This is a genomic window from Amycolatopsis deserti (genome assembly GCF_014653945.1).
GTDB lineage: Bacteria > Actinomycetota > Actinomycetes > Mycobacteriales > Pseudonocardiaceae > Amycolatopsis_E > Amycolatopsis_E deserti.
Window position 1 is genome coordinate 1,728,236 of the sequence record NZ_BNAU01000001.1, and the last position, 25,945, is coordinate 1,754,180.

25 protein-coding genes and 1 rRNA gene are annotated in these 25,945 nt (G+C 73.3%); 6 read left to right on the plus strand and 20 right to left on the minus strand.

Annotation, left to right across the window (positions count from 1 at the left end; translation table 11 throughout):
- Nucleotides 1-12: 12 nt before the first annotated feature.
- Together IE290_RS08365 and recQ are read right to left on the minus strand one after the other, a co-directional pair.
- On the minus strand, nucleotides 13-369 hold the full coding sequence (locus tag IE290_RS08365; protein ID WP_191243858.1) for an arsenate reductase family protein: 357 nt from the start codon (nucleotides 367-369) through the stop codon (nucleotides 13-15).
- Nucleotides 369-2,204 (minus strand): DNA helicase RecQ, encoded by a 1,836-nt coding sequence (recQ, locus tag IE290_RS08370; RefSeq protein ID WP_191243859.1) that lies wholly within the window; start codon nucleotides 2,202-2,204, stop codon nucleotides 369-371. Before recQ ends, IE290_RS08365 begins: the two co-directional genes overlap by 1 nt.
- Nucleotides 2,205-2,329: 125 nt before the next feature.
- Between recQ and IE290_RS08375 the strand changes: the two genes are divergently transcribed.
- The 3 genes from IE290_RS08375 to IE290_RS08385 all read left to right on the plus strand — a co-directional run bounded on the left by IE290_RS08375 (nucleotide 2,330) and on the right by IE290_RS08385 (nucleotide 5,560).
- Nucleotides 2,330-3,349 (plus strand): sigma-70 family RNA polymerase sigma factor, encoded by a 1,020-nt coding sequence (locus IE290_RS08375; protein WP_191243860.1) that lies wholly within the window; start codon nucleotides 2,330-2,332, stop codon nucleotides 3,347-3,349.
- Between the two features lie 82 nt (nucleotides 3,350-3,431).
- Nucleotides 3,432-4,172, plus strand: coding sequence for a DUF899 domain-containing protein (locus IE290_RS08380; RefSeq protein WP_191243861.1), 741 nt, complete (start codon nucleotides 3,432-3,434; stop codon nucleotides 4,170-4,172).
- Nucleotides 4,169-5,560, plus strand: coding sequence for a DHA2 family efflux MFS transporter permease subunit (locus tag IE290_RS08385; protein ID WP_191243862.1), 1,392 nt, complete (start codon nucleotides 4,169-4,171; stop codon nucleotides 5,558-5,560). The genes IE290_RS08380 and IE290_RS08385 overlap by 4 nt, the downstream gene beginning before the upstream one ends.
- A gap of 42 nt (nucleotides 5,561-5,602) precedes the next feature.
- On the opposite strand, the gene IE290_RS08390 is transcribed toward IE290_RS08385, so the two are convergent.
- The 8 genes from IE290_RS08390 to pyrG all read right to left on the minus strand — a co-directional run bounded on the left by IE290_RS08390 (nucleotide 5,603) and on the right by pyrG (nucleotide 12,691).
- Nucleotides 5,603-6,346 (minus strand): pseudouridine synthase, encoded by a 744-nt coding sequence (locus IE290_RS08390; protein ID WP_191243863.1) that lies wholly within the window; start codon nucleotides 6,344-6,346, stop codon nucleotides 5,603-5,605.
- Nucleotides 6,336-6,992, minus strand: coding sequence for an SMC-Scp complex subunit ScpB (gene scpB, locus IE290_RS08395; protein WP_373300418.1), 657 nt, complete (start codon nucleotides 6,990-6,992; stop codon nucleotides 6,336-6,338). The genes IE290_RS08390 and scpB overlap by 11 nt, the downstream gene beginning before the upstream one ends.
- A 95-nt stretch (nucleotides 6,993-7,087) precedes the next feature.
- On the minus strand, nucleotides 7,088-7,942 hold the full coding sequence (locus IE290_RS08400; protein ID WP_191243865.1) for a segregation and condensation protein A: 855 nt from the start codon (nucleotides 7,940-7,942) through the stop codon (nucleotides 7,088-7,090).
- Nucleotides 7,939-8,364 (minus strand): cobyrinic acid ac-diamide synthase, encoded by a 426-nt coding sequence (locus tag IE290_RS08405; protein WP_191243866.1) that lies wholly within the window; start codon nucleotides 8,362-8,364, stop codon nucleotides 7,939-7,941. The genes IE290_RS08400 and IE290_RS08405 overlap by 4 nt, the downstream gene beginning before the upstream one ends.
- On the minus strand, nucleotides 8,361-9,332 hold the full coding sequence (locus tag IE290_RS08410) for a ParA family protein (protein WP_191243867.1): 972 nt from the start codon (nucleotides 9,330-9,332) through the stop codon (nucleotides 8,361-8,363). The genes IE290_RS08405 and IE290_RS08410 overlap by 4 nt, the downstream gene beginning before the upstream one ends.
- A gap of 86 nt (nucleotides 9,333-9,418) precedes the next feature.
- Nucleotides 9,419-10,321 (minus strand): site-specific tyrosine recombinase XerD, encoded by a 903-nt coding sequence (xerD, locus tag IE290_RS08415; RefSeq protein WP_191244007.1) that lies wholly within the window; start codon nucleotides 10,319-10,321, stop codon nucleotides 9,419-9,421.
- 46 nt (nucleotides 10,322-10,367) lie between these two features.
- The gene (locus tag IE290_RS08420) at nucleotides 10,368-10,994 is read right to left on the minus strand and encodes an NUDIX domain-containing protein (RefSeq protein ID WP_191243868.1); all 627 of its coding nucleotides are present in this window, start codon (nucleotides 10,992-10,994) and stop codon (nucleotides 10,368-10,370) included.
- Entirely contained in the window at nucleotides 10,991-12,691 is a 1,701-nt protein-coding gene (pyrG, locus tag IE290_RS08425; RefSeq protein ID WP_191243869.1) for a CTP synthase, read from the minus strand. The genes IE290_RS08420 and pyrG overlap by 4 nt, the downstream gene beginning before the upstream one ends.
- 97 nt (nucleotides 12,692-12,788) lie before the next feature.
- On the opposite strand from pyrG, the gene aroA reads away from it, so the two are divergent.
- The gene (gene aroA, locus IE290_RS08430; protein WP_191243870.1) at nucleotides 12,789-14,075 is read left to right on the plus strand and encodes a 3-phosphoshikimate 1-carboxyvinyltransferase; all 1,287 of its coding nucleotides are present in this window, start codon (nucleotides 12,789-12,791) and stop codon (nucleotides 14,073-14,075) included.
- On the opposite strand, the gene IE290_RS08435 is transcribed toward aroA, so the two are convergent.
- Entirely contained in the window at nucleotides 14,068-14,895 is an 828-nt protein-coding gene (locus tag IE290_RS08435) for an LLM class flavin-dependent oxidoreductase (RefSeq protein WP_191243871.1), read from the minus strand. The genes aroA and IE290_RS08435 overlap by 8 nt on opposite strands.
- A 154-nt stretch (nucleotides 14,896-15,049) precedes the next feature.
- Between IE290_RS08435 and IE290_RS08440 the strand changes: the two genes are divergently transcribed.
- On the plus strand, nucleotides 15,050-15,889 hold the full coding sequence (locus IE290_RS08440; protein WP_191243872.1) for a TIGR03621 family F420-dependent LLM class oxidoreductase: 840 nt from the start codon (nucleotides 15,050-15,052) through the stop codon (nucleotides 15,887-15,889).
- Between the two features lie 159 nt (nucleotides 15,890-16,048).
- On the opposite strand, the gene IE290_RS08445 is transcribed toward IE290_RS08440, so the two are convergent.
- The 8 genes from IE290_RS08445 to IE290_RS08480 form a co-directional block, all read right to left on the minus strand.
- Nucleotides 16,049-16,996 carry a copper transporter gene (locus tag IE290_RS08445; RefSeq protein ID WP_191243873.1) on the minus strand — a complete coding sequence of 316 codons (948 nt, stop codon included), beginning with the start codon at nucleotides 16,994-16,996 and terminating at the stop codon, nucleotides 16,049-16,051.
- Entirely contained in the window at nucleotides 16,993-18,177 is a 1,185-nt protein-coding gene (gene steA / locus IE290_RS08450) for a putative cytokinetic ring protein SteA (protein WP_191243874.1), read from the minus strand. The genes IE290_RS08445 and steA overlap by 4 nt, the downstream gene beginning before the upstream one ends.
- 103 nt (nucleotides 18,178-18,280) lie before the next feature.
- Nucleotides 18,281-20,071, minus strand: coding sequence for a DNA repair protein RecN (gene recN / locus IE290_RS08455; protein ID WP_191243875.1), 1,791 nt, complete (start codon nucleotides 20,069-20,071; stop codon nucleotides 18,281-18,283).
- A gap of 47 nt (nucleotides 20,072-20,118) precedes the next feature.
- Nucleotides 20,119-21,030, minus strand: coding sequence for an NAD kinase (locus IE290_RS08460; protein WP_094008699.1), 912 nt, complete (start codon nucleotides 21,028-21,030; stop codon nucleotides 20,119-20,121).
- A complete protein-coding gene (locus tag IE290_RS08465) occupies nucleotides 21,027-21,836 on the minus strand; it encodes a TlyA family RNA methyltransferase (protein ID WP_191243876.1) in 810 nt (269 codons plus the stop codon). The genes IE290_RS08460 and IE290_RS08465 overlap by 4 nt, the downstream gene beginning before the upstream one ends.
- Before the next feature lie 4 nt (nucleotides 21,837-21,840).
- Nucleotides 21,841-22,050 (minus strand): hypothetical protein, encoded by a 210-nt coding sequence (locus IE290_RS08470; RefSeq protein ID WP_191244011.1) that lies wholly within the window; start codon nucleotides 22,048-22,050, stop codon nucleotides 21,841-21,843.
- A gap of 10 nt (nucleotides 22,051-22,060) precedes the next feature.
- A complete protein-coding gene (locus tag IE290_RS08475) occupies nucleotides 22,061-23,071 on the minus strand; it encodes an HAD-IIA family hydrolase (protein ID WP_191243877.1) in 1,011 nt (336 codons plus the stop codon).
- Nucleotides 23,064-24,137 carry a tetratricopeptide repeat protein gene (locus tag IE290_RS08480; protein WP_229874310.1) on the minus strand — a complete coding sequence of 358 codons (1,074 nt, stop codon included), beginning with the start codon at nucleotides 24,135-24,137 and terminating at the stop codon, nucleotides 23,064-23,066. Before IE290_RS08480 ends, IE290_RS08475 begins: the two co-directional genes overlap by 8 nt.
- On the opposite strand from IE290_RS08480, the gene IE290_RS08485 reads away from it, so the two are divergent.
- Complete coding sequence (locus IE290_RS08485) at nucleotides 24,087-25,661, plus strand: hypothetical protein (RefSeq protein ID WP_191243878.1); 1,575 nt, start codon at nucleotides 24,087-24,089, stop codon at nucleotides 25,659-25,661. The genes IE290_RS08480 and IE290_RS08485 overlap by 51 nt on opposite strands.
- Before the next feature lie 61 nt (nucleotides 25,662-25,722).
- On the opposite strand, the gene rrf is transcribed toward IE290_RS08485, so the two are convergent.
- A 5S ribosomal RNA gene (gene rrf / locus IE290_RS08490) occupies nucleotides 25,723-25,839 on the minus strand.
- Nucleotides 25,840-25,945 lie beyond the last annotated feature (106 nt).

Genomic DNA, 25,945 nt, shown 5'->3' on the forward strand with positions numbered 1-25,945 from the left:
CGCCGGACGCCGTCAGGGCAGCACTGAACGCACGGCCTCTTCCGATCGCCCGACCACCGTGGTTCCGTCGTCGGCGGTGATGATCGGCCGCTGGATCAGCTTCGGGTGCTCCGCGAGCGCCTCCAGCCACCGGCCGCGGCTCGCCTCGTCCTTCGGCCAGCTCTTGATCCCCAGCTCGGCCGCCTCGGGCTCCTGCAGCCGCGCGATGTCCCACGGGTCCAGGCCCAGGCGCTCGAGCACCGCGTCCAGCTCGGCCACCGTCGGCGGCTCCTCCAGATACCGGCGGACCTCGTAGGACACGCCCGCCTCGTCCAGGATCGACAGCGCCGACCGGCACTTCGAGCACCGCGGGTTGACCCAGATCTCCACTACTCACCCTCCGCCAGAGTCGCCAGCACCTTCTCGCCGTACCGGGCGAGCTTGTTCTCCCCGACCCCGCTCACCCCGGCCAGCTCGTCCAAAGTAGACGGCTGCTCGGTGGCGATCTGCCGCAGGGTGGCGTCGCTGAAGACGATGTAGGCGGGCACGCCCTGGTTCTTCGCCTCCTCGAACCGCCAGGCCCGCAGCTTCTCGAACACCGGGCGCGCCTCCTCCGGCATCTCCGCCGCCGGCTTGCGCTTCGCCGCCGCCGCGGCGGCACGGGCGGCGCGCTTGGGCTCGCGGCGCATCCGCACCTCGCGCTTGCGGCCCAGCACCTCGCCGCTGGCCTCGGTCAGCAGCAGCGTCCCGTAGTCGCCCTCGACGGCCAGCAGCCCCTGCGCCAGCAGCTGCCGCACCACGCCCCGCCACTCGCTCTCCGACAGCTCGGTACCCACGCCGAACACGGTCAGCTGGTCGTGCCGGTGCTGCGTCACCTTCGGCGTCTGCTTGCCCAGCAGGATGTCGATGATCTGCCCGGCGCCGAACTTCTGGCCCCGCTCGTGCTGCAGCCGGTACACCGCGGACAGCAGCTTCTGCGCGGCGATCGTGCCGTCCCACGACTCCGGCGGCGTCAGGCAGGTGTCGCAGTTGCCGCACGGCTGTCCGGACTGGCCGAAGTAGTTCAGCAGCTGCACGCGGCGGCACTCGACGGTCTCGCACAGCGCCAGCATCGCGTCCAGGTGCTGCGACAGCCGGCGGCGGTGCGCGTCGTCGCCCTCGGAGGTCTGGATCATCCGCCGCTGCTGCACGACGTCCTGCAGCCCGTAGGCCAGCCACGCGGTGGACGGCAGCCCGTCGCGGCCGGCGCGGCCGGTCTCCTGGTAGTAGCCCTCCACGGACTTCGGCAGGTCCAGGTGCGCCACGAACCGCACGTCCGGCTTGTCGATGCCCATCCCGAACGCGATGGTCGCGACCACCACCAGCCCGTCCTCGCGCAGGAACCGCGCCTGGTTGCGCGCGCGGGTGCGGGAATCCAGACCGGCGTGGTAGGGAACCGCGCTGATCCCGTTGGCGACCAGGAACTCGGCGGTCTTCTCCACCGAGTTGCGCGACAGGCAGTACACGATGCCCGCGTCGCCCGGGTGCTCGGTGCGGATCAGGTCGAGCAGCTGCTTCTTCGGCTCGGCCTTCGGCGCGATGCGGTACTGGATGTTGGGCCGGTCGAAACTCGCCACGAACTGGCGGGCCTCGCCCAGGTTGAGGCGGGACACGATCTCGGCGTGCGTGGCCTTCGTCGCGGTGGCGGTCAGCGCGATGCGCGGCACGTCCGGCCAGCGCTCGTGCAGCTCGGACAGGCCCAGGTAGTCGGGCCGGAAGTCGTGGCCCCACTGGGACACGCAGTGCGCCTCGTCGATCGCGAACAAGGCGACCTTCCCGCGGTCCAGAAGGTTGCGCGTGGAGTCCATCGACAGCCGTTCCGGCGCCAGGTACAGCAGGTCCAGCTCGCCCGCGAGGAACGCGGCCTCGACCTCGCGGCGCTGCTCGAAGTCCTGCGACGAGTTGAGGAACCCGGCGCGCACCCCGACCGCCAGCAGCGCGTCCACCTGGTCCTGCATCAGCGCGATCAGCGGCGAGACGACCACCCCGGTGCCCGGGCGCACCAGCGACGGGATCTGGTAGCACAGGGACTTCCCGCCGCCGGTCGGCATCAGCACGACCGCGTCGCCGCCCCCGATCACGTGCTCGACGATCGCTTCCTGGTCACCGCGGAAGGAGTCGTAGCCGAAGACGCGCCGCAGCGTCTGCAGCGCGTCGCTCACCGGGATGGTCTCAGCGGATGCCACGCCGCGATCCTAGGGGCTCGCCGCGTCCGCCGGGCGCCGCCACACGAGATGCCCAGTCGCGACCAGTTTCCCGGGCCGGCGGTGTCCACCACAGTGAGGACAGCCGCGTGACCGAAGGAGCCGCCATGCACCCGACCCACCACCAGGAACTCCTGGCGCTCGCCCGCGGCGGCGACGGGGAGGCCTTCCGCGCGCTGGTCGAGCCCTTCCGGCGTGAGCTGCAGGTGCACTGCTACCGCATCCTCGGCTCGGTGCAGGACGCCGAGGACATGCTGCAGGAGACCCTGCTGGCGGCGTGGCGCGGCATCGGCGGCTACGAGGGACGCGCCTCGGTGCGGACGTGGCTGTACCGGATCGCCACCAACCGCTGCCTGAACGCGTTGCGGGCCGAAGCCCGCCGCCCACGTGACCACCCGAGCCCCCGAGGAGACGTTCCGTTGCCCGAGCCATCCCGCCGCCGGCCGGAACCGAGCTGGCTGGAACCGTACCCCGACGAGCTGTTCGAGGCGGCCGGTCAGCTGGCCGGGCCGGAAGCGCGGTACGAGGTCAGGGAGTCGGTGTCGCTGGCGTTCCTGGCCGCGCTGCAGCACCTGCCGCCCAGACAACGGGTGGTGCTGGTGCTGCGGGACGTGCTCGGGTTCCGGGCCGCCGAGGTGGCGGAGATGCTGGACACCACCGAAAACGCGGTGACCAGCGCGCTCACCCGGGCGCGGAGCGCGCTGTCCGGCGAGCTGCCCGGCTGGGCGGACGCGCCGCTGCCGGACTCGCCCCGGGAACGACGCGTCGTGGACACCTTCGCCCGCGCGTTCGAGGCCGGGGACGTCGAGGCGATCGTGGCCCTGCTGACCGGCGACGCGTGGCTGACCATGCCACCGCTGCCGCTGGAGTACCAGGGGCCCGACGCCATCCGGACCTTCCTGGACACGGTCGTCATGCGCGACGGCCGCCGGTACGTGCTGTACCCGACCCGCGCGAACGGCCAGCCGGCCTTCGGCTACTACGTCCGCGACCCGCGGACCCCCGTGCTGCACGCGCACGGCGTGATCGTGCTGACCCTGAGCGGCGACCGGATCAGCGCGCTGACCCGGTTCTCCGACACCGCGCTGCTGGCCCGGTTCGGTTTCCCGCGAACTCTGCGTCCCTGACCCTGCCGACCAGTTCCCGCCGACCAGTTCCCGGCCCCGCCGGTGTCGGTACCGGTATCCGACGAAACGGGAAGGCGGACACATGCAGACACCACCGATCGTGTCACCGGCGGAGTGGGCGGCGGCGCACCAGCGGATGCTGGTCAAGGAGAAGGAACTGACCCGGGCGCGCGACGCGCTGGCCGCCGCGCGCCGGCGGATGCCCTGGGTGGCCGTGGCGAAGCGGTACTCGTTCCGCGGCCCCGAGGGCGAGGCGAGCCTGCTCGACCTGTTCCACGGCCGCCGTCAGCTGATCGTCTACCGCGCCTTCTTCGAACCGGGCGTGCACGGCTGGCCCGACCACGCCTGCCGCGGCTGTTCGATGATGGCGGACAACCTCGGCCACCTCGCCCACCTCAACGCGCGGGACACCACGCTGGTGTTCGCCTCGCGTGCCCCGCAGGCCGACATCGAGCGGGTCAAGGCGCGGATGGGCTGGCGGATGCCCTGGTACACCATCACCGACGAGTTCGACGCCGATTTCGGTGTCGACTCCTGGCACGGCACCAACGCCTTCATCCACCACGGCGACCAGGTGTACCGCACCTACTTCGTCAACAACCGGGGCGACGAGGCGCTGGGTACCAACTGGAGCTACCTCGACCTGACCGCGCTCGGCCGTCAGGAGTCCTGGGAGGACTCCCCGGAGGGCTACCCGCAGACCGCGCCCTACGAGTGGTGGGACTGGCACGACGAGTACGGCCGGCACGAACCGTCGCGGTGGTTCGGCGAGCCCGACCCCGACGACCCGGACGACCAGCGCCCGCCGCGGGCCGCCCGGTGACCCCGCGGCAGGCCTGGGTCCTGGGCCTGGCCTCGACCGCGTCGTTCATGATGGCCCTGGACAGCCTGGTGGTGACGACGGCGCTGACCTCGATCCGGCAGGACCTGGCGGCCTCGCTCGAATCGCTGGAGTGGACGGTCAACGCCTACAACCTGGCGTTCGCGGTGCTGCTGCTGACCGGCGCGGCGCTGGGTGACCGGTTCGGCCGCCGCCGCGTGTTCGGCATCGGGCTGGCGTTGTTCACCGCCTCGTCGGTGGCGTGCGCGCTGGCGCCGGGCGTCGGCGCCCTGATCACGGCCCGGGCGTTCCAGGGCGCCGGGGCCGCGATGGTGCTGCCGCTGTCGCTCACCCTGGTCAGCGCGGCGTTCCCGGCGGAGCAGCGGGGCCGGGCGATGGGTCTGTACCTGGGGATCACCGGCCTGGCGACGTTCAGCGGCCCGTTCCTCGGCGGCGTCATCGCCCAGGGACTGGCCTGGCAGTGGATCTTCTGGCTGAACCTGCCGGTAGGGCTGATCACGATCGTGCTCACCACGCGGCGCGTCGGCGAGACCTTCGGACCGCACCACCGGTTCGACCTGGGTGGCGTGGTTCTGGTGACCGCGGCGGGGTTCGGCATCGTGTGGGCCCTGGTGCGCGGGAACGCGGCGGGCTGGGGCAGCGCCGAGGTCCTGGGCGCGCTCGTGCTCGGGGCCGCGCTGGTGGTGGCGTTCGTGGTCTGGGAACGGCGCGCGGCGGCGCCGATGCTGCCGATGCGGTTCTTCCGGTCGCGCGCGTTCGCCACCGCCAACCCGGCGAACTTCCTCGTGTTCGCCTCGCTGTACGGGACGATGTTCTTCCTCGCGCAGTACTTCCAGACCGTGCACGGCGACGGGCCGTTGGCCGCCGGCCTGCGGCTGGTGCCGTGGACCGCGACGCTGATGGTGTGCGCGCCGATCGCCGGACGGCTGGCCGACCGGTTCGGCGAGCGCACGTTCGTGGCGGGCGGGCTGCTGCTGCAGTCGGTCAGCCTGGGCTGGATCGCCCTGATCGCCGACGCCGGCACCAGCTACGCGGAGATCGTGCCGGCACTGGTCGTCGGCGGTGCCGGGGTGACGATGGCGATGCCCGCGGCGCAGCGGGCGGTGGTCGCGGCGGTGCGGCCGCCGGAGATCGGGCAGGCGTCCGGTGCGTTCATGATGCTGCGGATCTTCGGGGGCGTGTTCGGCACGTCGGTCACGGTCGCCGTGTTCGCGGCCGCGGGCGGCGGCTACACCTCGCCCGGGGAGTTCAGCGCGGGGTTCTCCGCGGGCATGGGTGCGGTGGCGGTGCTCGCGTTCCTCGGGGCCCTCGTCGCGCTCGGCATTCCCCGGCGAGCCGTGGCACCCCGCGCCCCGGTCGCTGCCCGGTAGCGGGTCCCGGCAGCGCCCGCCGGGGAACGGCGGGCGCTGCCGCTACAGGCCGACGCGCCGGTACAGGCCGCCGACCTCTTCCCGGTTGAGCTTGCGGATCGTGCCCGGCTTGCCGTTGCCCAGCTGGACGTCGCCGATCGCGGTGCGCACCAGCTTGCGCACCGGGAACCCGACCTCGGCCAGCAGGCGCCGCACGATGTGCTTGCGGCCCTCGTGCAGCACGATCTCCAGCAGGGTGCGCCCGCCCATGCTGTCCTTGACGCGGAAGGCGTCGACGCGCACCGGGCCGTCCTCCAGCACGATGCCGTCCTTGAGCTCCTTGCCCAGGCCGCGCGGCACCTTGCCGTCGACCTCGGCCAGGTAGGTCTTGGGCACGTGGTAGGAGGGGTGCATCAGCCGGTGCGCGAGGTCGCCGTCGTTGGTGAGCAGCAGCAGGCCCTCGGTGTCGGCGTCCAGGCGGCCGACGTGGAACAGGCGCTCGCTGCGGTCGCGCACGTAGTCGCCGACGCACGGGCGGCCCTGGTCGTCGTACATCGTGGTGTGCACGCCGCGGGGCTTGTTGAGCGCCAGGTGGATCAGGTCCTCGCGGAGGATGACCCGGGTGCCGTCGACGTGGATCACGGCGCTGTCCGGGTCGACGCGCCGGCCGAGCTCGCGCACGATCTTGCCGTCGACGCTCACCCGGCCCTGCACGATCAGCTCTTCGGCGGCGCGGCGCGAGGCCACGCCCGCCTTGGCGAGCACCTTCTGCAGGCGCACGCCCTCGGCTTCGGGCTCAGATGTCATCGATGGAGTCCACTTCCGGCAACAGGGGGGCGATCGGCGGCAGGTCGGTCAGCGACGACAGACCCAGCCGCTCCAGGAACAGTTCGGTCGTCACGTACAGGGTGCCACCCGTCTCGGGGTCGGCGCCGCTTTCCTCGATGAGTCCGCGGGCGAGCAGGGTGCGGATCACACCGTCGACGTTCACGCCGCGCACGGCCGCGACGCGGGAGCGCGTGACGGGCTGCCGGTAGGCGATCACGGCGAGGGTTTCCAGAGCCGCCCGGGTCAGCTTGGAGCGCTGCCCGTCCAGCAGGAGCTTCTCGACGAACGGCGCGTAGGTGTCGCGGGTGAACAGGCGCCACCCCTCGCCGACCCGCCGCAGGTCGATGCCGCTGCCGCGCTCGGTGAGCTCGGCGGCCATGACCTGCAGGGTCTGCGTGACGCGGGCCTCGGGCTGGCCGAGCGCGCCGGCGAGCGCTTCTTCGCTCACCGGCGAGTCGACGACCAGCAGGAGGGCTTCCAGGGCCGCGGCCAGCGCGGAGTGCTCGGTGAGATCGGGAAGCCCGTCCCCCACCGCGACGAGGTCGTCGTCCTCGGTGTCCTCGGGCTCGTCGGCCTCCTCCGCGGGAGGCATCGCCTCGGCGGCCGGCGCCTCCTCCGCGGGCATGTCCGGCTCCTCCCCGGCGGCCGGCGCGTCCTCGCGGGGCGCGTCCGCCTCCGGAACCTCGGGCGCCTCGGCCTCGGCCGGCTCGTGTTCGGGACTCACCCGTACTCCTCTTCCTCGACGCGGGCCCGGTCCAGCTCGGCGGCGGCCTCGGCCTCCGAGACCGATCCGCCGGTCCACCGCACCCGCAGCATCGTCAGCGGCTCGTCCTGCTCGAACTGCACGCTGGACTCGCGGTAGAGCTCCAGCAGCGCCAGGAACCGGGCCACCACCTCGACCGTGTGCTCGCAGTCCTCGACCAGCTCGGTGAACGTCGCGTCGCCGCGCTCGGCCAGCTTCAGCCGCAGCAGCGCGGCGTGCTCCCGCACCGACACCCGGTGCGCGTGGATGTGGTCCAGCGACACCGTCGGCGGCGGCTTGGGCCGGAACACCGCCAGCGCGATCTCCGCGAACTTCTCGGCGTCGACCCCGAGCATCACCTCGGGCAGCAACCCGAGGTAGCGCTCCTCCAGCGACACCGACCGCGGGTACCGCCGCAGCGCCCCGGCCTCCAGCTCCGCGAACAGCGCGGCGACCTGCTTGTACGCCCGGTACTGCAGCACACGGGCGAACAGCAGGTCCCGCGCCTCGAGCAGGGCCAGGTCGTCCTCGTCCTCGACCTCGGCGGCGGGCAGCAGCCGCGCCGCCTTGAGGTCGAGCAGGGTCGCCGCGATGACGAGGAACTCGGTGACCTCGTCCAGGTCCCACTCCGGCCCCAGCGCCTGCGTGTAGGCGATGAAGTCGTCGGTGACCTGGTGCAGCGCAACCTCGGTGACGTCGAGCTGGTGCTGCGAGATCAGCTGCAGCAGCAGGTCGAACGGCCCCTCGAAGTTGTCCAGCCGGACCTTGAACTTCGGCGCCGCCGAATCCTCGACGGGCTGGGCCCCGTCGACCGGAGCCCCGTTCTCGCTCACGGCCCGGCGGCTTCCTCGGAGTCGAGGCCGCCCTCGCGCAAGCGGCGCACCAGCACCGAGTCGGCGCCGTGCTCGTCGAAGTCCGCCAGCAGCACCGCCACCGCCTCACGGACGAGACGGCCGCGGTCGATGGCCAGGCCGTGCTCGGCCCGCAGGCTCAGCCGCGCCTGCTCCATCGCGACCAGCTCGTCGCCGGAGACGTAGACGGTGATCTTCGAGTCGTGCTTCTGCCGTCCGCTGCCGCGGCGCCCGGCGGCGCTGCGTTCCAGCTGCTCGCGGTGCCCGGAGTTGTGCCCGTGGCCCGGCCGCTGCGCCTCCGGGCGCTGCGGGGCGGGCGTGGGCGGCGCGGGCACGTCGAGGGCCGGGCTGCTGGTCAGGCGGAAGAGTTCCGAAGCCCCGGGGAGGGAGGCTCGCCTGCTCACCGAGCGATCACCTCGCGGGCCAGCGCGCGATACGCCTGCGCGCCGGCGGACTTGGGGGCCCAGCGGGTGATGGGCTCACCGGCCACGGTGGTCTCCGGGAACCGCACGGTGCGATTGATCACCGTGTCGAACACGGTGTCGCCGAAGGCCTCCACGACCCGCGCCATGACCTCCCGTGAGTGGAGGGTCCGCGGGTCGAACATGGTGGCCAGGATGCCGGTGATGTCCAGTTTGGGGTTCAAGCGTTCGCGTACCTTCTCGATCGTGTCGATCAACAAAGCCACGCCACGCAAGCTGAAGAACTCGCACTCCAGCGGGATGATCACGCCGTCGGCGGCCGTGAGCGCGTTCACCGTGAGCAACCCGAGCGATGGCTGGCAGTCGACCAGAACATAGTCGTACTCCGAGATGAGGGGTTGCACGACCCGGAGCAACGTGTGCTCGCGGCCCACCTCGGCGACCAGCTGCACCTCGGCGGCGGAGAGGTCGATGTTGCTCGGCAGCAGGTCCATGCCCTCGACACTGGTGTGCCGCAGGATGTCCTGGGCGGTCACGGATCGCTCCATGATCGCGTTGTAGACCGTCTGGTCCAGCTCGTGCGGCTGCACGCCGAGCCCCACCGACAGCGCGCCCTGCGGGTCGAAGTCCACCAGCAGCACCCGTCGTCCGTACTCGGCGAGCGCGGCGCCCAGGTTGATCGTCGACGTGGTCTTGCCGACGCCGCCCTTCTGGTTGCACATGGCCAGCACCGTGGCCGGGCCGTGCTTGTCCAGCAGGGGCGGTTCGGGAATCTCGCGCAACGGTCTGCCGGTCGGGCCGAGCTTGGGCTTGCCGTTCGCTTCGGCGCCCACGGCCACGACAGAGTCCACGGTGTCGGGCTCCCCCTCGGTCGCGATGGTCAACTGGTCGAGGTTCGCGGCAGCCGATGCGGCTGTGACCGATCTGGTCGAGGGCTGCGGTGTCGACATGGCGCGAAACTCCTCGTTCGACGGGTTGGCCGCAGCCTATTCGGCGAGCCGTTTGTCGCCAAAGCAACTCGCCGGAGGCGATCAGGTCAACCCAGCGCCCGAGGATGGGCCGTAGCATATACCTCACGCAGAGTGTTCATCGTGACCAGGGTGTACACCTGTGTCGTGGTCACCGAAGCGTGGCCGAGCAGCTCTTGGACCACCCGGACGTCCGCCCCGCCCTCCAGCAGGTGGGTGGCAAAACTGTGACGCAGCGTGTGCGGCGACACGGCGGTGGAGATCCCGGCGCGCTCGGCGTTGGTCTTGAGCACCTGCCACGCGCTCTGCCGGGACAGCCGCGTGCCGCGCGCGTTGAGGAACACCGCCGCGGTGCCCCGGCCGCGCCGCGCCAGCACCGGGCGGGCCCGCACCAGGTAGGCCTCCAGCGCCTCGACCGCGGGGCGGCCGATCGGCACCAGCCGCTGCTTGCCGCCCTTGCCGTCGAGCAGCACGGTGCGCTCCTCGCGGTCCACGTCGTCGAGGTCGAGCCCGACGGCCTCGGAGATCCGGGCGCCGGTGGAGTACAGCAGCTCCAGCAGGGCCCGGTCGCGCAGCGGCCGCTCCCCCTCGGCGGGCGGCACGGCCAGCAGCCGCAGCACGTCGTCCACCGGCAGCGCCTTGGGCAGCCGCTTGGCCGCCGCCGGGGGCCGCACCTCGCGGGCCGGGTCCTCCTCGGTCAGCCCGTCGAGGTGGGCGAAGCGGTGCAGTCCGCGCACGGCCACCAGGGCCCGCGCCGCCGAGGACGCCGCCAGCGGCGGGTGCACCTCGTCGCCCTCGCGCAGCGCGGCGCCGAACCCGGTGACGTCGGCCTCGGTGATGCGCCGGAAGTCCCGGACCCCGGCCTGCTCCAGGTACCGCAGGTACCGGCGCAGGTCGCGGGCGTAGCTGTCCAGTGTGTTGCGTGCCGTCCCGCGCTCCACGGCCAGATGATCGAGATAGGCGGTGACCACCTCGGCAGCCGGCAGAACACGCACGCCGACACCCTAGAGCGTGCCGTCAGGAAATGCGATCGGCGAACTTCGTCGGCCGGTCCCGCCACGGCGCGTCCGCCGGCCGCGAAGGGGCGCCGTCGTGCACGACCGCGTGCGCGGCCAGCACCCCGCCCACGGTCGCGCCGTTGACGATCTCCCCGGACAACGCCATCCGCACCGCCTCGGCCAGCGGCACCCGGTGCACCACCAGGTCGGCCTCCTCGTCGCCGAGGACCTCCCGGTCCACCGGCGTCAGGTCGCGCGCGAGGAACACCCGCACCACCTCGTCGGTGAAGCCGGGCGAGGCGGCCACGTCGACCAGCGTCTCCCACCGCCCGGCCGCGAGCCCCGCCTCCTCGGCCAGCTCGCGCCGCGCGGCCTCGACCGGGTCCTCCCCGGCGTGGTCGAGCAGCCCGGCGGGCAGCTCCCAGATCCGCCGCCCCAGCGGGTGCCGGTACTGGTGGACCAGGGTGACCGTGCCGTCGGTGTCCACCGCGGCGATCGCGACCGCGCCGAGGTGTTCGACCACCTCGCGCTTGGCGGTGCCGCCGCCGGGCATCGCGACCTCGTCGATGCGCAGGCCCACCACGCGTCCGATGTGGACGTCCTTGCTGGACACCACCCGGAAGTCGTGCTCGCCGGGCGCGGTCAATGCGCGCTCACGGTGGGCTCGGGCAGCTCGACCGGCAGCCGGTCGGCCGTGCGGTAGCGGACGACGGCGTCGATGAACGCGTCGAACAGCGGGTGCGGCCGGGTCGGCCGGCTCTTCAGCTCCGGGTGCGCCTGGGTGCCCACGAAGAACGGGTGCACGTCGGCGGGCAGCTCGACGAACTCGACCAGGCGGTCGTCCGGCGAGGTGCCGGAGAAGACCAGCCCGGCGTCGGACAGCCGCTTGCGGTAGGCGTTGTTGACCTCGTAGCGGTGCCGGTGCCGCTCGGACACGTCGGTGCTGCCGTAGGCCTTGGCGACCTGCGACCCGGGCTTGAGCTTGGCCGGGTAGGCGCCCAGCCGCATGGTGCCGCCCATGTCCCGCTCGCCGGCGACGACGTCCTTCTGGTCGGCCATCGTGGAGATCACCGGGTGCTCGGTCGCCTCGTCGAACTCGGCCGAGTTCGCGCCCTCGATGCCGGCCAGGTTGCGGGCCGCCTCGATGACCATGCACTGCAGGCCCAGGCACAGCCCGAGCACCGGGATGCCGCGGGTGCGGGCGTAGTGGATGGCGCCGATCTTGCCCTCGATGCCGCGCACGCCGAAGCCACCGGGCACCAGGACGCCGTCGACGTCGCCGAGCGCGGCGGCCGCGCCGGCCGGGGTGGTGGCGCGGTCGGAGGCGACCCAGACGATCTCGACCTTGGCGCGGTGGGCGAACCCGCCGGCGCGCAGGGCCTCGGTGACCGACAGGTAGGCGTCGGGCAGGTCGATGTACTTGCCGACCAGCGCGACCCGGACCGTCTCGGACGGGTTGTGCACGCGGTCGAGCAGGTCGCCCCACACCGTCCAGTCGACGTCGCGGAAGGGCAGGCCGAGGCGGCGCACGACGTAGGCGTCCAGCGCCTCGCGGTGCAGCACCTTGGGGATGTCGTAGATGGACGGGGCGTCCGGGCAGGCGATGACGGCCTCGTTGTCCACGTCGCACATCAGCCCGATCTTGCGCTTGAGGTCCTCGGGCAGGTCGCGGTCGGCCCGGCACACCAGGGCGTCGGGCTGGATGCCGATGTTGCGCAGCGCGGCGACCGAGTGCTGGGTCGGCTTGGTCTTCAGCTCGCCCGAGGGCGCCAGGTAGGGCACCAGCGACACGTGCAGGAAGAAGCAGTTGTCCCGGCCGATCTCGTGCCGCACCTGGCGGCAGGCCTCCAGGAACGGCAGCGACTCGATGTCGCCGACCGTGCCGCCGACCTCGGTGATGACCACGTCGGGCTGCTGCCCGGTGCCGTCGGAGGACGCGACTGCCATGATGCGGCGCTTGATCTCGTCGGTGATGTGCGGGATGACCTGCACGGTGTCCCCGAGGTACTCACCGCGGCGCTCCTTGGCGATCACCTCGGAGTAGACCTGGCCGGTCGTGACGTTCGCCGAGCCGGAGAGGTCCCGGTCGAGGAAGCGCTCGTAGTGGCCGATGTCCAGGTCGGTCTCGGCGCCGTCCTCGGTGACGAACACCTCCCCGTGCTGGAACGGGTTCATCGTGCCCGGATCCACGTTGAGGTAGGGATCCAGCTTCTGCATCGTGACCCGCAGGCCGCGAGAGGTGAGGAGCTGGCCCAGGCTGGAGGCCGTCAGGCCCTTGCCCAGGGAGGAGGCGACGCCCCCCGTGACGAAAACGTACTTGGCTGTCCGCGGCTGAAGTCCCACGGGCTTCCACCTTATCGCACCGGCCCCCGGACGTACGCCCGCCGCGCCCACGTAGTTCGATAGGTCACGTCAGACGTTCGCGCGTGAAAGAGGCACCGTGTCCCAGTCCACCGCTTCCCAGCCCACCTGGACCGCTCCGGTCGCGCCCGGCCCGCTCGACGCGACGGTGCGCGTCCCCGGCTCCAAGTCGATCACCAACCGGGCGTTCGTGCTGGCCGCGCTGGCGGAGGAGCCGACACTGGTCCGCGCCCCGCTGGACTCCCGGGACGCCCGGCTGATGCTGGGCGCGCTGGAGGCGCTCGGCGGCGGCTGGGAGCGGCGCGGCGACGACGTACTCGTGCGCCCGCTGGTGCCCGGCTCCACCGAACCCGCGTCGGTGGTGCTGGGCAACGCCGGCACGGTCGCGCGGTTCACCCCCGCGCTGGCCGGGCTGGGGTCGGCGCCGGTGACGTTCGACGGGGACGAGGCGATCCGCCGCCGCCCGATCGCGCCGCTGCTGGCCGCGCTGCGCGAGGCGGGGGCGGACATCGACGACGCGGGCCGGGGCGCTCCCCCGTTCACCGTGATCGGGCACGGCGGCCTGCCCGGCGGGAAGGTCGACCTGGACTCGAGCGCGTCCAGCCAGTTCCTGTCGGCGCTGCTGCTGGCCGGCCCGGCGTTCGAGGCCGGGGTGACGGTGCGGCTGACCGGCGGGACCCCGCCGAGCGAGCCGCACATCGCGATGACGCTGGACATGCTGCGGCGGTTCGGCGCGTCGCCGGAGCGGGACGGCCAGGAGTTCCACGTCGGCCCTTCGGCGTTGTCCTGCCCGGACTTCACGGTCGAGCCCGACCTGTCGACGGCGGCGCCGTTCGTGGTGGCCGCGGCGGCTGCCGGCGGCACGGTGCGGATCCCCGGCTGGCCGGAGTACTCCACCCAGCCGGGTGACTGGCTGCGCAGCCTGATGGCCGAGCTGGGCCAGCGTGTCGAGCTCACACCGGAGGGCCTGACCGTCACCGGAACGGGCGAAATCCCGGGCGCCCGGCTCGATCTGCACGAGGTGGGCGAGCTGACCCCGGTGATCGCCGCGCTGCTGTGCTTCGCCGACGGGCCCTCGGTCATCTCCGGGGTCGCGCACCTGCGCGGGCACGAGACCGACCGGCTGGCCGCGCTGGCGACCGAGCTGTCCGCGCTGGGCGCCGGGGTGACCGAGACCGCGGACGGCCTGGCGATCACCCCGGCCCCGATGCACGGCGGCGTCTTCCGCACCTACGAGGACCACCGGCTGGTGATGGCCGGCGCGGTGCTGGGCCTGCGGGTGCCCGGCGTGGAGGTGGCGGACCCGGCGACGGTCGGCAAGACCTTCCCCGGCTTCACCGGCGCGTGGGCGGAGATGCTCAGCTGACCACGTCGGCCAGCCGGTCCACCTGGCCCGGGTCGGTGCCCCAGCAGTAGAGGATCAGCTCGTCGGCGCCCAGGTCCGCGAAGTGCTTCGCGGTTTCGCGGACCTGCTCCGGCGTGGTGAGCATGCGCTCGGCGGTCTGCCGCGCCCAGTCACCGGCGAACCCGTAGTAGCCCAGGATCGCCGTGCGCGCTTCGTCCACATCGGACCCGAGCGCGACGTTGACCTGGGCGACCATGCGCGGGCTGCCGTCGCGGCCTTCGTCGGCCCCGAACCGCTCGACCTTGGCGAACTGGTCCCCGGCCCACTGCGGCGGCGCGGCGCACAGGAACCCGTCACCGTGCCGGGCGACCCGGCGCAGGGCGGCGTCGGCGAAGGCCCCGAAGAGGACCTCGGGGCCGCCGGGCGTCACCGGCGCGGGGCCGATCCCCTCGGTGCCGGACCAGATGCGCCGCATGCGGGTCATCTGCTCGTCGAGAACGCGGCCGCGGCCGGCGGAATTCGTGCCGGTGGCCTGGTGGTCGTCTTCCCGGCCCCCGACGCCGAGGCCGAGGGTGAAGCGGCCGCCGGAGAGGCGGTCCAGGGTGGCGGCCTGCTTGGCGAGCAGGGCGGGTTCGCGCAGCGGGGCCAGCAGGACCTCGGTCTGCAGGCGGACGCGCGTGGTGGCGCCGGCGAGCGCGGCGAGGGTGACCAGCGGCTCCGGGTTGTCGTAAACGATCCGGTCGAGCAGGCCGAGGGTGCGGAACGGGCCGTCGTCGGCGCGGCGGGCCCAGTCGGTGAGCTGTTCGGGGCGGCCGATGGGCAGGCCGAGACCGTAGTGCATGTGATCCCTCCGGAGGGCGTGACAGATGGACGTGCCGCCCGCTCCGGGCCGGTTCGCGACGCTGCCTCTGCGGCTGGATTCCTGTGGCAGGCGTGGCCCCGTGGAGTACTTTCGATCTTAGCCGAAGATCACGTGGGGGAAGGACGGATTTTCCATGACCGATCGCCGTTTCCGGTTCGGGCTGGTCACCGGGCAGCCCGGGCCGGCCAGTCACTGGGCCGGGCTGGCCCGCCGCGCCGAGGACCTCGGTTTCGACACGCTGCTGGTGCCCGACGCGGCCGGGGTGCAGGCGTCGGTGCCCGCGCTGGCGACGGTCGCGGCGTCGAGTTCGCGGCTGCGGATCGGCACGTTCGTGCTGGCCGTGCCGATGCACTCCCCCGGCCGGATCGCCTGGGAGACTGCGACGCTCGACCAGCTGTCCGAGGGCCGGTTCGAGCTGGGCCTGGGCGCGGGCCGGGGTGACGCGGGCGGAACGGCGGAGCTGCTGGGGGTGCCGTTCGGCAGCGCCGGTGAGCGGGTGCGGCAGGTGGGCGAGGCGATCCAGGCGGTGCGGAAGCTGTTCGCGGACGGCACGTTCACGCCGGTGCAGCAGCCCGCGCCGCCGATCATGGTCGCCGGCAGCGGGACCCGCCTGCTGCGGCTGGCCGCCGAGGAGGCCGACATCGTGGCGGTGCACACCAGCCGTGAGGAGGAGCTGCGCGAGCGCCTGCCGGTGCTCCGGGAGGCGGCCGGCGCCCGCTTCGACGAGCTGGAGCTGAGCGTGAACGTGTTCGCCATCGGCGACGGCCCGCTCCCGGAGTGGATGCGGCAGTTCGGCATCGACCCGGCGGCGGCCCGGGACAACACCAACCCGGCCGTGCTGACCGGCGACACCGCCACGGTGGTGGACACGCTGCGCCGCCGTCGGGACGAGTTCGGGGTCTCGTACGTGACGATCAACGCCCACGCCCTGGAAGCGGCCATCCCGGTGATCGAGGCCCTGGCCGGGACCTGAGCGCTCAAGGCCGCGCCGTATAGGTCGTTATACGCTGCCCGCGGGGTCGAGCCCGGCGGGCAGCGGCGGTGATCAGCTACCGGACCCCGCGCCCTCCAGGGCGCCGGAGAGCCGCCCGCCCCACCCCGCGGAGAGGCGGCCCGCCTCGACCCGCAGGTGTCAGCTGCCCGGCTGAGCCACCCCGGGCGCCGGCGACTGCGCGTTGCCCGCGATGCCGTACCGCCCGGTCCCGCCGTCGAGCTGTTCCTTCAGCGCCAGCACGGTGCTGACCCGCCCGGCCGCCGTGTTCGCGTTGTCCACAGTAGACAGAATGGACGTCGCCGAGGTGTCGGCCCGCACGAAGCCGATCGCGCCGGTGCCCTCGGCCGAGGGCGGGTCGCCCGCGAGCACCGTGCCCGCGCCGGAGCGGTCGAGCTGCGCCGCGAACCGCGCCAGCGTCGCCGCCTTGTCGCCCGCTCCGTCGCCCGTCGCCTGGCCGCCGGTCAGCACCAGCGCCAGCTGGCCCGGCCCGATGCCCGGGCTGGCGTTGGCGAACCCGCCGTCCTGCAGGCCCGCGATCGCCGCCGCCAGTTCGTCCGTTGTGGACTGCGGCTGCGCGGTGTCCTTGTTGAGCAGCAGCACCGAACCCACCAGCGCCCCGGCCAGCGTGCCCGGGTCACCCGCCGTCGGGAACGTCGAGCCGGCCGGCTGCAGCCGCGTCACCACCTGGCGCAGCTGGTCGGCCTTCACCGGGTCGGTGAAGGCGTCGGTCAGCTGCAGCTCCCCCGAGACCCGCGCCCCGGATTGCTCGATCAGCTGCCGCAGCGCGTCGCGGTCGGCCGGGTTCGCCTCCTGCGTCGTGATCAGCACGACCGAGCGCCGGTCCAGCGCGCCGGCGACAACCTTCGGGCCCACCGACCCGGCGAACGCGTCCGCGTCGGACAGCCGCGCGTTCAGTTCGTTGCGCTCGGCCTGCAGATCGGACACCTGCGTGGCCAGCTTGCCCTTCTCGTCGGACAGCCCGGACAGCAGCGCGCCGTTCAGCGCCGTCGACCCGAGCACGACGCCCACGGCCAGCGCCAGGAACACCGCCGCGATCGAGACGATGTGGTACCGCAGAGAAATCACGTGAAGAGCCCCTTGACCCAGCTTGCGAAGGAATCCCAGGTGGAGCGCGCCCAGTCCAGGTACGCCCCGCCGACGTCGGACATGAGCAGCGCGACCGCGACCGCGACCAGCGCGGCGACCACGAGCAGCACCACCGCGCCCAGCGACACGCGGCTGCGGTGCAGCGCGGCGACCGCCTTGCCGTCGACCAGGCGCGTGCCGAGCTTGAGCCGGGTCAGGAACGTCGACGGGTTCGACCCGGACCGGCCGTGGTCGAGGAACTCCCGCAGCGTCGCCTGGAACCCGACGGTGACCACGAGCCCGGCCTCGTGCGCGTCGGCGAGCAGCAGCGCCAGGTCCTCCGGGTTGCCCGACGCGGGGAAGGTGACCGCGCCGATCCCCAGGTCCTGGATGCGCGCCACACCCGGCGCGTGCCCGTCCGGCTGGGCCGGGACGACCACCTCGGCGCCGCACTTGAGCGTCTCGGCGTCGATGCCGAACGGGTCGCCGACGATGATGTCCGGCTGGTACTTCTGCGCGCGCAGGGTGTCCGCGCCGCCGTCCACACCGATCAGCACCGGCCGGTGCTCGGCGATGTACTTCTTGAGCGCCTTGAGGTCCTCGGCGTGCCCCTTGCCGGGCGCGACGACCAGCACGTGCCGGTCCCGCAGCGGCACCCGCACCTCGGGCACGCCGACACCGTCGAGGATCAGCGTCCGCTCGCGGCGCAGAAACTCGATCGTGTTGGCGGAGAAGGCCTCCAGCTGGGTGGACATCCCGGCCTTGGCCTCGATCATCTGGTCGGCCACGCTGTCCGGCGTCTGCTCGCTGCCGCCGGCGATGTGCCGGTCGCCGACGTAGACGCCGCCCTCGTGCAGGCGGATGCGGCTGCCGTCCTTGATCCGGCGCAGCACCTCGCCGCCGACGTTGTCGACCAGCGGGATGCCGGCGTTGACCAGGATCTCCGGGCCCAGGTTGGGAAACCGGCCGGAGATCGACGGCGAGGCGTTGACCACGGCGGCGACCTCGGCCTCGACGAGCGCGTCGGCGGTGGCGCGGTCCAGGTCGATCTGGTCCAGCACCACGATGTCGCCCGGACCGACGCGCCGGAGCAGGTCGCGCGTGCGCCGGTCCACCCGGGCGACGCCGACGATGCCGGGGAGGGCCTCGGTGTTGCGGTTGAGCAGACCGGGAAGCTTCATGTGTCCGATGGTGACAAACGAACACCGGATGTCCGCTCGCAACACGCCGTGCACAACCCGGTTTCTCGCCGTGATCTCCGGCGGCACCGGTGCGTGTGGACGGTCAGCGCTTGGCGCGTTTGCCGGTCTTCTTGCGGGGCTTGGCGGCCGCCTCCTTGTCCTTGTCGGCCACCGCGAGCAGTTCCTCCGCGTGCGCGCGCCCGGTCTCGGTGCTCTCCATCCCGGCGAGCATCCGCGCCAGCTCGACCACCCGCTCGGACTTCTGCAGGGTCTTCACGTCGCTGCGCGTGACGCCCGCCGCGGTGCCCTTGTCGACCACCAGGTGCCGGTCGGCGAACGCGGCCACCTGCGGCAGGTGCGTCACCACGAGCACCTGGTGGGTGCGGGCCAGCCGGGCCAGCCGCCGCCCGATCTCGATCGCCGCGCGGCCGCCGACCCCGGCGTCGACCTCGTCGAACACCAGCGTCTGCACGGTGTCCGCGTCGGCCAGCACGACCTCGATCGCGAGCATCACGCGGGACAGCTCACCGCCGGAGGCGGCCTTGTGCACCGGCATCGCCGGCGCGGCGGGGTGTGCCTTGAGCATCAGCTCGACGTCGTCGACGCCGGAGCCGCCGGCGTGCACCAGCTCGCCGTCCACGCGCAGCGCCTGCGGGTCGGACGCGTCGGTGGCGCGCCGCTTGACCGTCACCTCGATCTGGGCCTGGCCCATCGCCAGGCCGGACAGCTCCTCGGTGACCGCGCCGGCCAGCTCGGCGGCCGCGACCGACCGGGCCTTCGACACCGCCGCGGCGTGCCCGGCCAGCTGGGCGGCGAGCTCGTCCCGCCGCGCGGCCAGCGCCGCGAGCGCCTCCTCGGAGGTGTCCATCGAGGCCAGGCGCGAGTTCGCGTCCTCGGCCCAGGCCAGCACGCCGTCGATGTCGGCGGCGTACTTGCGGGTCAGGGTCTTCAGCTCGGCCTGCCGGGCCAGGATCTGCTCGAGCCGGCCCGGATCGGCGTCCAGCCCGTCGAGGTAGCCGCCCAGTTCGGCGCCCACGTCGTTGAGCAGCATCTCGGCCTCGGCCAGCCGCGGCTCCAGGTCCCGCAGCGCCGAGTCGTCCGCGCCGGAGAGCCGGCGGCGCGCCTCGCCGATCAGGCCGAGCGCGCCCGGCTGGTCCGGGTCGCCGTCCGCGGCCCCGGACACCGCCGCCTGCGCGGCGCTCGCCGCGGCCCGCAGCTCCTCGGTCGCGGTGAGCCGCTTGACCTGCTCGGCCAGCTCCGCGTCCTCCCCCGGCTTCGGGTCGACCGCGGCGATCTCGTCCAGCCCGTGCTTGAGCAGGTCGGCCTGCTGCGCCATCTCGCGGGACCGGCTGGTGCGTTCGGCCAGCTCGGCGACCACGGCGAGCCACTCGTCGCGGACCGCGCGGTACTCGCGCAGCGGTTCGGCGACGTCGTCCCCGGCGAACCGGTCGAGCACCTCGCGCTGCTCGGACGGGCGCAGCAGCCGCAGCTGGTCGTTCTGCCCGTGCACGGCCAGCAGCCGGTCGGCCAGGTCGGACAGCACGCTCACCGGCACCGAACGGCCGCCCAGGTGGGCGCGGGAGCGCCCGTCGGCGCCCACCGAGCGCAGCGCGATGAGGCTGCCGTCCTCGTCGGTCTCGCCGCCCGCGTCGGCGACGATCCGGGCGACGTGCTCGGCGAACACGCCTTCGAAGCGTCCCTCGACGCTCGCCCGGCCCGAGCCGTTGCGGACCTTCGACGCCTCGGCGCGTCCCCCGGACAGCAGGTGCAACCCGGTGACGACCATGGTCTTGCCCGCGCCGGTCTCGCCGGTGACCACGGTGAATCCCGGGTGCAGTTCGAGCAGGGCGTCCTCGATCACTCCGAGGCCCTGGATGCGCATCTCGGCCAGCACGGGGACCACCGTAGCGGTCCGCTCCGACAATCCGCGCCGGACTCGCCTCAGCGCGCGTGCCGTTCCCGCCAGCTCTTGACGGGCAGCGAGAACTTGTGGACCAGCCGGTCGGTGAACGGGCCCGGGTGCAGGCGGGCCAGCCGGACCGGGACCTCTCCCGCGACGACCTCGACCCGCGCGCCGCGCGGCAGGGCGATGTGCCGCAGCCCGTCGCAGGTCAGGACCGCGGGCGAGCCGAACGGGTCGATGCCGACGGTGATCACCGAGTCCCGCGAGACGACCAGCGGGCGGGAGAACATCGCGTGCGCGTTGCTGGGCACGACGAGCAGCGCCTCGACGTCCGGCCAGATGATCGGGCCGCCCGCGGAGAACGCGTACGCGGTCGAACCGGTCGGAGTGGCGCACAGCACACCGTCGCAGCCGAAGGCGGACACCGGCCTGCCGTCGACCTCGATGAGCGCGTCCAGGATCCGCTCACGTGTGCTCTTCTCGACGCTGGCCTCGTTGAGCGCCCAGGTGCGGGCCACGATCCGGCCCTCGACCGACACCGTGACGTCGATCGTCATGCGCTCCTCGACGGTGTACTCGCGGGAGACCACCCGCTGCACGGTCTCGGTGAGCGCGTCGGAGTCGGCCTCGGTGAGGAACCCGACGCGGCCGAGGTTGACGCCCAGCACCGGCACGCCCGCGGGGCGGGCCAGCTCGGCGGCGCGCAGCAGGGTGCCGTCACCGCCGAGGACGAGCACCAGCTCGGCGCCCCGCGCCGGGTCGTCGTGCGGCGCGACCAGGGTGCACAGCTCGTCGAGCGAGTCGTGCTCGATGAGCTCCTTGACCTCGTCGTCGATGACGCGCAGCCCGATGCCGGCCTCGCTGAACCGGGTCGCGACCTCGCGCGCGGCGTCCTTGGTCGTCTCCCGGTCGGGGTGCATGACCAGCAGCACCTCGCGGCTCTCGCTCACTGGGGACCCTTCCCGACCGCGTCGCGGACCAGTTGCTCGACGTCCTGCTCCGGCGCCGGATCACGGCGCAGCCAGGCGAAGTATTCGACGTTGCCGGACGGTCCGGGCAGCGGGCTGGCGACCACCCCGTGCGGGTGCAGGCCCAGCTCGGCGGCGGCGTCCAGCACGTCCAGGACGGCCTGGGCGCGCAGGTCCGGGTCCCGCACCACACCGCCGCTGCCCAGGCGTTCCTTTCCGACCTCGAACTGCGGTTTGACCATCGGCACCAGGTCGGCCTCGGCGGTCGCGCACGCGGCGAGCGCGGGCAGGACCAGGCGCAGGGAGATGAACGACAGGTCGCCGACGACCAGGTCGACCGGCCCGCCGCACTGCTCCGGGGTGAGGTTGCGGACGTTGGTCTTGTCCAGCACGACGACGCGTTCGTCGGTCTGCAGCCGCCAGTCGAGCAGGCCGCGGCCGACGTCGGCGGCCACGACCTGGCGGGCGCCGCGGCGCAGCAGGACGTCGGTGAACCCGCCGGTGGAGGCGCCGGCGTCCAGGCAGCGCTTGCCCTCGACGGACAGCCCGGCCGGTTCGAACGCCTCGAGCGCGCCGAGCAGCTTGTGGGCGCCGCGGGAGGCCCAGCCGGGGTCGTCGGCGGCCTTGACCACGATGGGTGCGCCGGTGTCGACGCCCGTGGCCGGTTTGCTGGCGACCATGCCGTTGACGGTCACCTTGCCCTCGCTGATCAGCGTGCTGGCGTGCTCGCGGGAGCGGGCGAGGCCGCGGCGCACCAGTTCGGCGTCGAGGCGGGCCCTGCGGGGCATCGGCTCACACCTTGTCGATGCTGGACAGGGCGAAGGTCAGCTCGGAGTGCACGGCGTCGAAGCGCTCGACGTGCTCGGCGAGCGGGATCTGGTCCAGGTCGTCGAGCGCGGCCATCGCTTCCTCGATGCCGGCGCGCGGGTCGGCCTGCGGCGCGGCACTCGGCGGCGGCCCGGGCACCGGGCGCGGCGGCTGCGGAGTCGGTTGGTGCTGCACGGTCACCACGCTAACGGATCGGCTCGCCGCCGGACGGCAGCCCCAGCTCGGTGAGGGTTTTTCCGGCGTGGTCGTCCCCGGCCCGGACGGCGGTGACGCCGGTGTCCCACGCTGTGGCGCAGAGGGTGCGCAGCAGGGCCAGCGGGTCGCCCTCGCCGGTCACCACGAGGGTGTCGCCGTCCGGGCGGACCTGCCAGCCGGGCTGCGGGGCGATCCGGAGGTCGTCCGCCGGCTCGGTGAGGGCGCCGAGGTCGGCGCCCAGGTAGGTCGGGCGCTCGGCCGGCACCGCGGTGACCAGGGTGGCCGGGGTGGCGACGCCGGTGAGCACGCACAGCGAGTCCATGCCGGCGGTGACGGCGCCCGCGATGTCGGTGTCCAGCCGGTCCCCGATCGCGAGCGGTCGGCTCGCGCCGGCCGACTTCGCGGCGGTGTGGAACAGCGGGGCCTCGGGTTTGCCGGCGACCTCCGGGGTGGCGCCGGTGGCGGTGCGCAGGGCGGCGACCATCGAGCCGTTGCCGGGCAGCAGGCCGCGCTCGGTGGGCAGGGTGGTGTCGACGTTGCAGGCGACCCACAGAGCCCCCGCGCGGATGGCGACGCACGCCTCGGCCAGGTCGGCCCAGCCGGTGGCGGGGTTGTGGCCCTGCACGACGGCGGCGACGTCGTCCCCGGCCTTGCGCACGGGCTTCAGCCCCACGGCGGTGATCTCGTTCGCGAGCGCGGCGGTGCCGACGACGAGGACGACCGCCCCGGCGGGCAGCCGGTCGCCGAGCAGCCGGGCGGCCGCCTGGGCGCTCGTGCTGACCTCGTCCGGGGTGGCGTCGATGGCGAGGCCGCGGAGGTGGTCCGCGACGTCGCCGGGCGCTTTGGACGCGTTGTTGGTCACGAAGCGCACCGGGGCGCCGGCGTCGCGCAGCTGCCGGATGGCCGCCGCGGCCCCCGGGATGGGCCGGGGGCCGTGGTAGACGGTTCCGTCGAGGTCGAACAGGAACGCGTCGTAGGCGGCTTGGAGGGCGTCAGCCATTCGCGAGCTCCGCGGCGCGTTCGGCGGCGTCGGTCTCGTCCTCCGCATCCGCTTCGGCGGCGTGCAGGAACCAGCGCAGCGCCTCTTCGTCGCGGCCGGCCGCGACGAGGTTGTCGGCGTAGGCGTAGAACAGCCGGGCGCTCCACGGGTCGCGCTTGCGCGGGTCGAGGTCGTCGCCCTGCAGGGAGACGACGGCGGCGTCCACCTGGCCGAGGTCGCGCCGCGCCCCCGCGGCGACGATCTTCAGCTCGATCTCGACGTCCCGCGGCAGCTTGTGGCCCTGCATCTCCTTGGCGAGGTCGAGGGCCCGCTCGGGGCGGCCCAGGGCGCGCTCGGCGTCGGCGATGACGGCCACGTGCTGGTCGGTGTGGGTCATCCGGCGGACGGCCCGCAGCTCGGCGAGGGCTTCCTGCCAGCGGCCGGCGTGGTAGGACACCAGGCCGAGCGCCTCGCGGACGATCGGGATCCGGGAGGCGCGGGTCTTGGCGTACTTGGCGTGCGCCAGGGCGGCCTCCGGGTCGGTGTCGATCAGGTTCCCCGCGGCGACCAGGTGCTTGCCGACGGTCTCGGCGAGCGACTTGGGCAGCGAGCGGAGTTCCCGCCGGACGTCCGGGTCGAGGTCGCTGTACTCGATGTCCTCCGGAAGCTCGGGCGCCTCGAGCAGCTCCCGCGCGAGGGCCGCGTCGTCCAGATCACCGCCGCCGCGCCGCCCACGCCGGTCGTCGTCGCGGCGGCGCTCCGCACGTGGTGCCGAGCGGAACTCCGCGTCAGCGATCTCGACGTGCTCCTCGCGGGCCACGGGAGCAGCAGCCGGCCCGGCGACCTCGTCGTCCAGGCTGTCGCCGTTGTCGGTGAGCTCGTCGTGCTCCTCCCGGGCCACAGGAGCGGCCGCCCGCCCGGCGACGTCGGCTTCGTCCGGGGTGTCGGCGCCGTCCGCCTCACGGCCCACAGGAGCGGCAACCTGCCCGGCGACCTCGTCGCCGTCCGAGCCGTCCGCCTCGCCGGCGGTCTCCTCGTGCTCCGAAGCAGCTGGGCGCGCCTTCTCGTCCGTCAGCGCGTCGCCCACGGAGACCTCTACCGACGGCGCGTCAGCCTGCGGCTGCTCCTCGACGGCCTCGAAGTGCTCGTCACCAACCGGCTCGGGCCGGTCACCGCGATCGAATCCGCGGCCGGAGCGGTCGTCGTCGCGCTTCCAGCCGGGGCGGTCGCCACGCTCGAAGCGGCCGCCGGAGCGGGTGTCGTCGAACTTGCGGGCCGGCCGGTCGCCGCCACGGTCGAACTTTCCGCTCGGGCGGTCGTCGCGGCCGTAGCCGCGCCCACCCGACCGGGTGTCGTCACGACGGGGGCCACCGGAGCGGTTGTCGTCCCGCTTCCCGTAGCCGCCACGCCGGTCGTCACCACCGCGGTTGTCGAAGGAACGGCCGCCGCGGTTGTCGTCGCGGTTCCAGCCCGGACGGTCCCCACGCCGGTCGTCGAAGCGACCGCCGCGCTTGTCGTCCCGGCGCTCGCCGCCGCGGTTGTCGTAGGAGCGCCCACCACGGTTGTCCTCACGGCGGCCCTCGAAGGAGCGGCCGCCCCGCTCACCACGGTTGTCGAACGAGCGGTCGCCACGCCCCTCGAAGGAGCGCCCACCGCGGTCGCCACGGCTGTCGAAGGAGCTGCCACCGCGGTTGTCCTCGCGGCGGCCCTCGAAGGAGCGGCCGCCACGCTTGTCGTCGCGGTTCCACTCCCGGCGGTCGCCACCGCGCCCCTCGAACGAGCGGCTGTCGCGACGGTCACCGCCGCGGTTGTCGAAGGAGCGGCCCCCACGATCGTCGCGGTTCCAGCCCTGCCGGTCGCCGCCACGCCCCCCGGAGGGGCGGTCGCCACCGCGGCTCTCGAACGAGCGGCCGCCACGGTCGCCGCGGTTCCAATCCTGCCGGTCGCCGCCACGCCCCCCGGAGGGGCGATCGCCACCGCGGCTCTCGAACGAGCGGCCACCGCGGTCGCCGCGGTTCCAGCCCTGCCGATCGCCGCCGCCGGCCGGGCGGTCGCTGCGGTTCCAGCCCCGGCTGTCGCTGCTTCCGCCCCCGGTGGGGCGGTCGCCGCGGTTGTCGAAGGAGCGGCCACCGCGCTTGTCGTCCCGGTTCCAGCCCTGGCGGTCGCCGCCACGCCCCTCGGAGGGGCGGTCGCCGCGGCGGTTGTCGTACGAGCGGTCGCCGCGTTTGTCGTCTCGGTTCCAGCCACCGCGGTCGTTGCCGCGGCGATTCTCGTCGCGGTTCCCACCCGGCCGGTCGCCGCGCCGGTCGTCGGCGCCGCGGTTGCCTCCGCGGCGCTCGTCGTCGCGGTTCCAGCTCGAGCGGTTGCCCGCTCCGCCGCGGCGGTCGTCGTAGTCGCGTCCGCCGGATCGCTTGTCGTCCTGCCGGCCATATCCGCCCGACCGGCCACCCTGTCCCGCCTTGCCGTGCGGGGTGCCTCGCTGCGCTCCCGATCGTCCTGCGCCGGGAGCCGAATCGCGGCGCCGGGGGCGATCGGACGCGGCGCCGTCGAAGTCGCGCCGTCCGAAGTCCGCCACCTGGGCCTCCTCTTTCTAGGTTGTGAAGATCAGTAAACGCGCCAAGGGCCCGTCAGGCGAGCCAATCGGCTATCCTAACGGGCCCTTGGGAAAGGGTGTTCGGCGGTGTCCTACTCTCCCACACCCGCGGGGGTGCAGTACCATCGGCGCTGGCAGGCTTAGCTTCCGGGTTCGGAATGGGACCGGGCGTTTCCCTGCCGCCATGACCACCGAAACTCTCCGAAACAACACCAGAGTGTTCCAGTTCTGGTGTGGTGTTTCAGAGTTGCAGAGCGGATGCGTAGCAGCTTTGTGGGCAAGTCCTCGGCCTATTAGTACCA

Excerpts from the sequence above, each read along its gene's own strand:
- IE290_RS08410 (WP_191243867.1), bottom strand. The coding sequence starts at position 9,332 with ATGTCGACACCGCAGCCCTCGACCAGATCGGTCACAGCCGCATCGGCT.
- steA (WP_191243874.1), bottom strand. The coding sequence starts at position 18,177 with ATGAAGCTTCCCGGTCTGCTCAACCGCAACACCGAGGCCCTCCCCGGC.
- IE290_RS08475 (WP_191243877.1), bottom strand. The coding sequence starts at position 23,071 with ATGGCTGACGCCCTCCAAGCCGCCTACGACGCGTTCCTGTTCGACCTC.
- scpB (WP_373300418.1), bottom strand. The coding sequence starts at position 6,992 with ATGCCCGCGGAGGAGGCGCCGGCCGCCGAGGCGATGCCTCCCGCGGAG.
- IE290_RS08440 (WP_191243872.1), top strand. The coding sequence starts at position 15,050 with ATGACCGATCGCCGTTTCCGGTTCGGGCTGGTCACCGGGCAGCCCGGG.
- IE290_RS08465 (WP_191243876.1), bottom strand. The coding sequence starts at position 21,836 with ATGCCCCGCAGGGCCCGCCTCGACGCCGAACTGGTGCGCCGCGGCCTC.
- IE290_RS08390 (WP_191243863.1), bottom strand. The coding sequence starts at position 6,346 with ATGACATCTGAGCCCGAAGCCGAGGGCGTGCGCCTGCAGAAGGTGCTC.
- IE290_RS08375 (WP_191243860.1), top strand. The coding sequence starts at position 2,330 with ATGCACCCGACCCACCACCAGGAACTCCTGGCGCTCGCCCGCGGCGGC.
- IE290_RS08435 (WP_191243871.1), bottom strand. The coding sequence starts at position 14,895 with ATGCACTACGGTCTCGGCCTGCCCATCGGCCGCCCCGAACAGCTCACC.
- IE290_RS08380 (WP_191243861.1), top strand. The coding sequence starts at position 3,432 with ATGCAGACACCACCGATCGTGTCACCGGCGGAGTGGGCGGCGGCGCAC.